Source organism: Neobacillus drentensis (assembly GCF_036966985.1).
GTDB classification, from domain to species: Bacteria; Bacillota; Bacilli; order Bacillales; family Cytobacillaceae; genus Neobacillus; species Neobacillus drentensis_E.
The window spans coordinates 1-8,914 of the sequence record NZ_JBALSN010000259.1 but is presented as its reverse complement, the minus strand read 5'-3'; the positions used below and the strand labels follow the sequence as shown (position 1 = coordinate 8,914).

The following is an 8,914-nucleotide window of genomic DNA, read 5'->3' as shown; positions in this document are numbered from 1 at the left end:
GCGGTTGGAAGAGGCGTGCATACCAAATTCACTTGCAAATTTAGTCGTATCATTTTTAAAATTTTTAAACGACAGCCCTTCAACACTGTAATTGACTGTTTGCGGCTGGCCGAACGTACGCGGCTCAATATTCCCATGCCAAACCTGCCAATTATGCGTGTCTCCCTGCTCCCTTGAGTTATGATCATTTCCTCCAAATGGCGAACTTGGCCAAAATAAACGAGTTGGGTCTAGTTCTTCAAGTAATTCCGGCATTAATTCATGATAGATTTTTTCACCGTAAAAAGGGTGTGTAATTTCCCCTGATGAATAANNCACCAAAGAGCCAGGCACGGATGATTCCGCAGCCGTTTGACGACATGAATAATTTCCTCTTTGACGTTGGCCATAAAGTTCTTATTGTAATCAGGATAAAGCGCACATGAAAACATGAAATCCTGCCAGACTAAAATCCCAAGCCGATTGCACTCGTCATAAAAAACCTCTTTTTCATAAATGCCGCCGCCCCATAAACGCAGCATATTCATATTCGCGTCTTTAGACATCTTGATTAAATGCCTGTAACGAGAATCCGGAACAGCTCCAATAAAGCTATCTATCGGAATCCAATTGGCCCCTTTCGCAAATACCTTTTCTCCATTTAATACAAAGGTAAAACAATGATCTCCGTTTTCATCCTTACGCAATACTTCAATCGTTCTAATCCCGACATCTTCGATTCTCTCATCCACTTTAATGCCGTCCGCATATAATTCCACCTTTAGTTGATAAAGGTGAGGGGTACCCAGGTCGTGTGTCCACCAAAGCTTTGGGTTTTCTACTTCCAGTACACCTTTTCCTTTTTTACGATCGATTTCTACGTTTGCTTTAAATCTTTCTTCCCCATGGGAGAGGGTAACAAGCACTTCATAATTCTTATCTTTTCTAAAAGATGCAATCTCCACGTCCACCTCGACCACTGCTTTGTTTGGTGAAATAGAGTTGGTTTTAGCAAATACAGAGTCGATTTTAGCAAAGGTTCTTTTCTCTAAATGAACATCCTTCCATATTCCTGCTGCAACTAAGCGTGGCCCCCAATCCCAGCCATAATGGCTTTGTGCCTTCCGTGTCCAGATCCGTTTCTTGCTAAAGCCTGACCAGTAATATTGAATCTTATCCTTTGCATGAACATGGACGGGATCAAATTTGACCGCCAAAACATTTTTCCCCTTGTTCAGCTCCCTGGCCACTTCAAAGCTGTGGCTAATAAACATGTTCTCAGCTGATCCCAGCTCTACTCCATTAAGATAAACCGAAGCAAACGTATCAAGTCCCTCAAAAATTAACTCATATCGATGGTCCTTCGTTATTTCATCATGGAACTCGAAGGTGGTGCGATACCACCATACCTTTTCTTCTACCCATTGACATTTCAAATCATTGTGACCGTAAAAAGGATCATCAATCAGTTTCCGGTCGATTAACGTGGAATGAACATCGCCAGGTACCGAAGCTGTCATCCAGAAGTAGTCGATATAGTCTGGAGAAGCCACTTCCAAATCGCGAGCGGCCCCCACATCAAAATGTTTGATCTTCCAGTTTTCATTTATTTTCATAAAAACGTCACCTGCCTGGTAAAAATACTTAAAAAAAACGCACTGGACTTACGGATTGCGCCGGTTTATTCTCGGTTGACTCACCTTTTCTCTTGGTTAGCACACTTTTTCTCTCGGATAGCATCCATTTACTCTCAAACGCTCCTTTTAGAGAGCCCTACCCCATTCGAATTCATGTTAAAAAAGCCAAAATCAATCACACGATTTTGGCACTTATTTTCAAAGCTATTCTAGATAAGTCAATGAATCTAAAATTTCCTTCAAGCTTAACTCCGCACACGCCATAGATGTGTCTGCCACACCATAGAACATTTTCACGACATCGCCTTCCACGACAGCCCCACATGAAAACACGACATTTCCAAAGAACCCTTCCACTTCATAATCTGCTTCTGGCTCTAGGATCGGTTGATTGGAGCGCGCAATGACCTTTGTTGGATTTTCTAAATCTAGTAAAACAGCTCCCATGCAGTAGCGGTGATCCTCCGTTGCACCATGATAAAGCTCAAGCCAGCCTTTTTCTGTTTTAAACGGAACAGCTCCACCGCCCATACGAGCGCTATCCCACATGCCTTCACGAAGCCCAAGCAAATGCTTGTGATTTCCCCAGTGCAGAAGGTTCGTTGATTCAGCAATCCAAATTTCTGGCTCGCCTACACTTTTCGGTACAGGTCGATGAAGGGCATAATACTTTCCGTTAATTTTTTCAGGGAAAATTAACACGTCCTTGTTTTCTGGAGCAAAAATCATGCCATGATGTTCGTATGAGACGAAATCTTTCGTCGAAACCATGGATTCGCCGACACCAACAGGTGAAACCGCACTGAAATAAATATAATAAGTATCTTCAATTTGAGTAATTCGCGGGTCTTCGATTCCAAAAATCTCTAATTCGTTCGAAGGGTAAACAAATGGCTTTTCATCAATCATGAACTGATGTCCATCTTTACTCCGTGCAATACGTAAATAAGATAAGGAAGTTAAGTACTTAAAACCACTTTTATCGCCAGCTTCCCGAATCACACGAGAGTCAGAAAAATCATATCTAGGATCATCTAAACGTAATTCTATAATCTCAAGTTCATTTGTTTGTGGATTATAGATAGGCGATTTGATAATATTCGTATCATTACTAATCGGGCGTTCTGCCACACGAAGTAGCATGATAATTTCATCGTTATATTTCGCAATCCCTGCATTAAAGGCACCAATTACTTCAAAATCAGGGCGGTGCGGTTTTACATTTGAAGGAGTGACCACCGGGTTTTCTTCATATCGATAAACGTTCATTTTTATTCTCACCTCATTGGATTAGTCAATTATTGCTCATATTTTAAAAATGGATCTAATATGGTAATCTTTTGCGCTTCAGCATCACTAATGCCCGCATATAGAACGGCAGTACCATCCTGCTTACGAACCAAGCCGCCGCTAAACACGACATCCACTAAGTCCGGGCGCTTGGATGGTCCAGGAAGGAAGCAGCTTCTTGTTGCGATTAGTTCCATATCGGAAAAAGCTCCTGTTTCCGGATCAAGGGCAAACACCATTGGATAATAATGACGATTTCCTTCTCCATCGAAGGAAGCCACATGCCCCAATACGCCGACAAAACCATTTGCCAATAAATGAGGCTCGTTCGCTCCGCCCCATTCTTCGTCAATAAACTGCCCCTCGAGCAGGGGAGCCTCGCTCACTACATCAACCGACAATTCTGCGAGCGTTGAGATTCGAGTCCAGCCGATTTTTCCTCTGCCGCCCTTTTCACCTTGAGGTCTTGTTAATACCCCAATACTTCCATCCTTTAATTCAACTAAGCGAAGGTCTTTCATTCCGTCCGGTCCTTTTGCAAATTCTTGTAAATTCGCAATCGATTGACCTTTATAAAAAACGGTTCTCCAGCCATGCTGTCCTTCATTCGTTGGATGAGGGAATATCTGAACACCCCCCAATACAAGCTCTCCCGCAATGCGTGTAAAGAAAGGATCTTGCAATTCAAAAACCGGCGCACCACTCCGCGGCACCCACTCGCCATTACGTTCAACAAAGAAATTTACATTCGAATGTTCACTATCACGTGATTCGACTCGCCCTGCAATCACTAGCTCGCCCTCATCCTCGAACGGAGCGCTAATATTATAGACATCATTCTCACCAACGCCTGAGAAGATCATTTTTTCAGGATTAGTTGGTTGTGCTTTTGTTGTGAATTCAGCTAAAAGCTTTTCACATGTTTGAGCATTACCCTTTTTTAACAAGGTCATTTCCGATTTCCCCCTTTAGGATTATTGCTTCATTAGCCAAAACATTTATTTCATTTCCTCTGTCCAGCCTTGTCCGTTTGTTAGAAAGTAACAATCTCACATCTGTCCCTGCCTCAAGCAAATTCGGCTGATCAGAAAAATTCAAAGCTACGATTATTTTTTCAACCTGATCCTTTCTGACGAAATAAATCATGTCTTCTTCCATCCGTAAAAATTCGTAATCTCCAACCTGTAAAGAGGAATGTTCCTTCCGCAGCTTAAGCAAACTTTTATAAAAAGAAAGCATCGATTCAGGATCATTCAGCTGATCTTCCACCGTCACTTTACCGGCATCCTCTGGAACCGTAATCCATGGCAGTCCCTCAGAAAAACCAGCCTGGGCATCCAAATTCCATTGCATCGGGGTCCGGGACTTATCCCGCGATTTTTTATTCGCCATGACCAGCGCTTCATCATGTGATTTACCCTCTTCTAAGGCGAACTTATAGGCCATGATTCCTTGCACGTCCTTCATTTTCGCGATATCATCAGTAACCCAATCGCGCATCCCAATTTCATCCCCATAATAGATGAACGGAACACCCTTGGCCGTCAGCATTAACACTGCCACAAGTTTGGCCCGGTCCTCCTCGTTGCCAAATCTTGAAATATACCTTGACATATCATGACTGGAAAAGAACAGGGTTGGCATTTGTGCAGATCCATAAGCCTGCTCTGTTGCCGCTAATTGCTCAAACAGCTTACCCGCGTCAAATTCGCCAATGCTTCCGATATTAAAATTAAACACAACATCTAATTTACCAAGCCCAGAATACTGCTTGAGAATATCCAAATCTTCAGAACCAACCTCACCAACCAGGAATTTATCCGGATACTGATGAACAAACGCAGCAATTTCCGAAATAACGGATAAAACTCCCTCTTGGTCCTTATCGTATAAATGGATTTGTTCCCCATCGGTTGGATTGTCTTCAAACCGATCATGGACCTTTAAGAAATTAATGACATCAAGCCTGAAACCGTCGATTCCCTTTTCAAGCCAAAATTTCATAACATCAAACATCGCACATTTCACTTCAGGATTGGCCCAATTTAAATCCACCTGTTCCTTCGCAAAAGCATGGTAATAATATTGATTCGTCTCCGCATCATATTCCCAGGCAGTGCCGCCAAAGAAGGATTCCCAATTGTTCGGCTCATCTCTCCATATATACCAATCACGCTTGGGGTGATTTTTGGAAGATTTTGATTCTTGGAACCATGGATGTTCAGAAGAGGTGTGATTTAATACCAAATCAGCAATCACACGAATCCCGCGCTTATGAGCTTCTTGAAGAAATAGCTCAAAGTCTGCCATCGTCCCATAATCTTGATCAATTCCATTGTAATCGGAAATATCATAGCCGTTATCGACCTTTGGCGATGGATAAAAAGGAGTCAGCCATATTCCCTCAATCCCCAGCTCTTTCAAATAATCGAGTTTGGAGGTGATTCCTGCAAAATCACCGATCCCATCGCCATTTCCATCTTTAAAGCTTGGCATATAGATTTCATAAAAAGAAGATCGTTTCCACCATTTATCCATTGATTTAGAACTCCAATCTCGGAAAACTACTTAAGTGTAAATTGCATACCTTCTTGGAATTTTTTCGAGAACAGTAAGAAGATAATAATGATCGGAAGCGTCAATAGCACAGCTGCTGCGTACATCGGGCCTGGATACCCGCCATATGGACCAAACATTTGTGATAAAAGCACGTTCAATGTCAGCATATTGTCACTCTTTGCCACTAACATATCCCATAACAACTCTGTCCATCTTTCCATAAACAGGAATAAGAAGATTACAGTCGTAATCGATTTGGACATCGGAAGAACGATTTTGAACATGATTTGCAAATCGTTAGCCCCATCCAATTTCGCTGCTTCAATAAAGGTATCCGGTATCGCTTTAAAGAAATTGGTATACATAAACACAGCCCATAAGCTAAGAGCTTTTGGCAAAATCATGCCCCAATACGAGTCATACATGCCGATTCGTTGAATCACAAGGAAGGTAGGGATCAACAAAATAATCGCCGGAAAAAACATTTGGAATAAGATAACGTTATTAACCGTGTCCCTTCCTTTAAAAGGTATTTTCGCTAAGGCATAAGCAACCATTACCCCGGTAACCATCATTAATAAGGTAGATGCACCTGAAACGATAAAACTGTTTAAAAACGCATTAAGCCATGGTCTTGGGATGACCGCTTCTCCTCCGCCTAGCAGCCATTGATAAGACTTCAAGCTGTACTCGGTTGGAATGAGCTTTTGATCCACTTGATCCCAAACAGCAAAAGAATTCAACACCATATAAATATATGGAAAAATCATAATCAGTAAGAGAACAACGGCAATTAGGTAACGAAACAATAATCCGTTTTTCTTAGCTCCACCCATTTCGTTTCCCCCACATTTCTAAGAGTTTTCGAATGATAAATATTGAAATAAACGTGACGACAGAGGCAATAATCGCAATCGCTGAAGCATAACCAGCTTGAAGATTCGAGAACGCTCTTGTAAAAATCTCCATTTGCCACGTATTGGTTGCAAAATTAGGTCCTCCACCTGTTAATTGGTACACCTCTGTGAAAATACCAAATGTCACACCGATGGATAAAATGAGGACCGTAAATAAAGCTGGGTATAGAAGCGGAAACGTAATTTTCCAAAAACGCTGCCAAGGAGTTACCCCATCAATCATCGCAGCTTCATATACTTCCTTATCGATGCTCTCAAAACCAGGAGTTAAGATGAGCGCGTAGTACCCTGTGAATTTCCAAGCGATAATCATCGCAACCACAAAGAGTGCAGCAAAAGGTGTTCCAAGCCAGTTAATATCCAAGCCCAATGAGCTTCTTAAGAATTCATTGACTGGGCTGTTATAAGATAAAATTCCTTTTACGATAAAGGAAGAAACAACCCCTGATGCTAAATAAGGAAGGAAAAAACCAATAAGAAACAATCCTTTAAATTTAGGGAGTCCATGAACGATTAACGCAACGATAATCGATGACGCAATAACTAATGGTACAAATACAGCCATAAATTTAAAGGATACAAAAAAGGCGCTTTGGACACCTGGACTCTTAAAAGCCTGCAAATAATTATCAAATCCAACAAACGTAAACGTTGGAGCAATTAAATTCCAATCAGTAAAGGATAAAAACAAGGACCAAACAAGTGGAATGAGAAAAAATACGACTGCGTATAAAAGATAAGGACTGGCAAACAGCCAGCCTAACCTTCCTTGCTTTGTGCTCATTATTTCAGAGCCCCCTTAATTGCTTGTTGCATATCCTTCCATCCAGTTTTCGGATCTTTCTCACCTTTTACTACTGGATTGAAAGCTTGTTGACCAATAAAGGTCTGAATATCATTGTATTTTGAGTTATCCATTGGCGGGATACCATTTGGAACGGCAGCTGCGTATGGTTGTAAAGCTGGATTTTTGTCAAAGAACGCTTTAAACGCATCGTTTGTTGTTAAATCATCACGAGCAGGCGGTAAGCTTGTCTTCTCAAGCCATTTCACATCATTTTCAGGTTTTGAATACACCCACTTCATGAATTCCATCGCTGCTTTTTGTTGTTCTTTCGTTGCAGAAGCATAAATAACTAGACCTTTTGTATCAGCAAATGTTTTAACATTTTTAGTATCTGTACCATCTGGAACAGGTGGTGGTGTTAATGTATAAGTTTCGTTGAATTTCATATTCGGAAATTTGTCAGCCCAGTATGGGATGGTCCAAGGACCAACATCGACGAAAATTCCCAAACCACTTTCAAACGGATCTTTAGCCTGTCTTGTTAATAACGCATTGGATTTACGAAGATCATCCATTAAACCAAGAACCTGTTCGCCGGCTTTTTGATCGCCAGTGAATTTCGTTCCTTCCACAAACTTGTTACCGTTTGACGCTGCATCATATAGCATGAAGAAGTCGAACCATCTTTTCCAAGCTGTAGGATCAGCAAGGTCTGCTTTTGCCCATAGATATTTATCAGGATATTTAGCTTTTAATTTCTTTGCCACATCCAGCATTTCGCTATATGTTTTTGGCGGCTCGTTGTATCCAAGTTCTTTTAAGATGTCTAATCTCCAGCCGAATAACATTGCATTGGAGTAAATTGGCAATACGTATTGGTGACCGTCAGCAAATTCCCAGCCCTTCAATGTTTCATTCATATTACGGCTTTTCTTTACATCATCCCAGCCGTCTAACGTATCTAAAGGTACAAGCGCTTTACTCTCAGATAATTGAGCGGCAAAACCACGGTTAATATTTTCAGACATGGTCGGTGCACTTTTACCTGCAATCGCAGATTGGATACTCGCTTCTGATGTTGGACTTTCCTTCATTGGACTAACATTCACTTTAATATCAGGATTTTCCTTCGTAAACTTTTCGGCAACTTCCTTCCAATATACTTGCTGTGTTGGGTTCGGAGCAGCCCAGAATTCAATCGTTGTTACCCCACCTTTTTTAGCTGTGCTTGGCTCCTCCTTATTACCTGTAGAACAAGCAGCAAGACCAGAAACTGTTAGAGAAGCTGCAAATAAGACTGATGCTACTTTTTTCATTTTCATCTTATATTCCTCCAATGTTAAAATCTAATTCAACTTCTAAATATAATTAGTAATACCCAAAACCCTTTAAAACTTTCCATCGACTTCCACCGATGCATCTTCTGAGATGACAGCGCTATCAAAAACTTTCAAAAAAAAGTATAATATTTGTAATCCGAGTCAAAAATATGGGATTTTAGCCGAAATCCCATATTTCTCAATGATTTAAAAGATTACAAAATTACAAAAATAATTCTTTTGTAACGTTATATACAACCTTACAAAACCAATTATTGCACCTTACTTTCGCCTTGTCAAACATTTTAATCCGAGATAAGAGCTCAACTTACCTTTTAAACAAATAAACACACTCTTGTAATTTTTATTTTGTAACGTTACAATAAAATTACAATTAATGACCAAATACAATTACGCATTGGATAT

At 40.8% G+C, this 8,914-nt stretch carries 7 protein-coding genes and 1 pseudogene; all 8 read right to left on the bottom strand.

The window, feature by feature from the left end; translation table 11 throughout:
* Positions 1 to 255 (bottom strand): annotated as a pseudogene (locus V7659_RS17505) (glycoside hydrolase family 2 protein); the annotation flags it as partial.
* Positions 255 to 1,499 (bottom strand): glycoside hydrolase family 2 protein, encoded by a 1,245-nt coding sequence (locus tag V7659_RS17500; RefSeq protein WP_438825865.1) that lies wholly within the window; start codon positions 1,497 to 1,499, stop codon positions 255 to 257. The pseudogene V7659_RS17505 and the gene V7659_RS17500, both read right to left, overlap by 1 nt.
* 321 nt (positions 1,500 to 1,820) lie before the next feature.
* A complete protein-coding gene (locus V7659_RS17495; RefSeq protein ID WP_098932609.1) occupies positions 1,821 to 2,885 on the bottom strand; it encodes a BtaManbiosPhlase in 1,065 nt (354 codons plus the stop codon).
* 29 nt (positions 2,886 to 2,914) lie between these two features.
* On the bottom strand, positions 2,915 to 3,859 hold the full coding sequence (locus V7659_RS17490) for an MTP-1 family protein (protein WP_335541081.1): 945 nt from the start codon (positions 3,857 to 3,859) through the stop codon (positions 2,915 to 2,917).
* Positions 3,837 to 5,444: a glycoside hydrolase family 13 protein gene (locus V7659_RS17485; protein WP_335541080.1), complete on the bottom strand. Its 1,608-nt coding sequence runs from the start codon at positions 5,442 to 5,444 to the stop codon at positions 3,837 to 3,839. Before V7659_RS17485 ends, V7659_RS17490 begins: the two co-directional genes overlap by 23 nt.
* A 26-nt stretch (positions 5,445 to 5,470) precedes the next feature.
* On the bottom strand, positions 5,471 to 6,301 hold the full coding sequence (locus tag V7659_RS17480; RefSeq protein ID WP_098932606.1) for a carbohydrate ABC transporter permease: 831 nt from the start codon (positions 6,299 to 6,301) through the stop codon (positions 5,471 to 5,473).
* Positions 6,288 to 7,166: a carbohydrate ABC transporter permease gene (locus tag V7659_RS17475; RefSeq protein WP_335541079.1), complete on the bottom strand. Its 879-nt coding sequence runs from the start codon at positions 7,164 to 7,166 to the stop codon at positions 6,288 to 6,290. Before V7659_RS17475 ends, V7659_RS17480 begins: the two co-directional genes overlap by 14 nt.
* On the bottom strand, positions 7,166 to 8,485 hold the full coding sequence (locus tag V7659_RS17470; protein WP_335541083.1) for an ABC transporter substrate-binding protein: 1,320 nt from the start codon (positions 8,483 to 8,485) through the stop codon (positions 7,166 to 7,168). Before V7659_RS17470 ends, V7659_RS17475 begins: the two co-directional genes overlap by 1 nt.
* Between the last annotated feature and the right edge of the window lie 429 nt (positions 8,486 to 8,914).

Excerpts from the sequence above, each read along its gene's own strand:
- V7659_RS17470 (WP_335541083.1), bottom strand. The coding sequence starts at position 8,485 with ATGAAAAAAGTAGCATCAGTCTTATTTGCAGCTTCTCTAACAGTTTCT.
- V7659_RS17480 (WP_098932606.1), bottom strand. The coding sequence starts at position 6,301 with ATGGGTGGAGCTAAGAAAAACGGATTATTGTTTCGTTACCTAATTGCC.
- V7659_RS17490 (WP_335541081.1), bottom strand. The coding sequence starts at position 3,859 with ATGACCTTGTTAAAAAAGGGTAATGCTCAAACATGTGAAAAGCTTTTA.
- V7659_RS17485 (WP_335541080.1), bottom strand. The coding sequence starts at position 5,444 with ATGGATAAATGGTGGAAACGATCTTCTTTTTATGAAATCTATATGCCA.
- V7659_RS17475 (WP_335541079.1), bottom strand. The coding sequence starts at position 7,166 with ATGAGCACAAAGCAAGGAAGGTTAGGCTGGCTGTTTGCCAGTCCTTAT.
- V7659_RS17495 (WP_098932609.1), bottom strand. The coding sequence starts at position 2,885 with ATGAACGTTTATCGATATGAAGAAAACCCGGTGGTCACTCCTTCAAAT.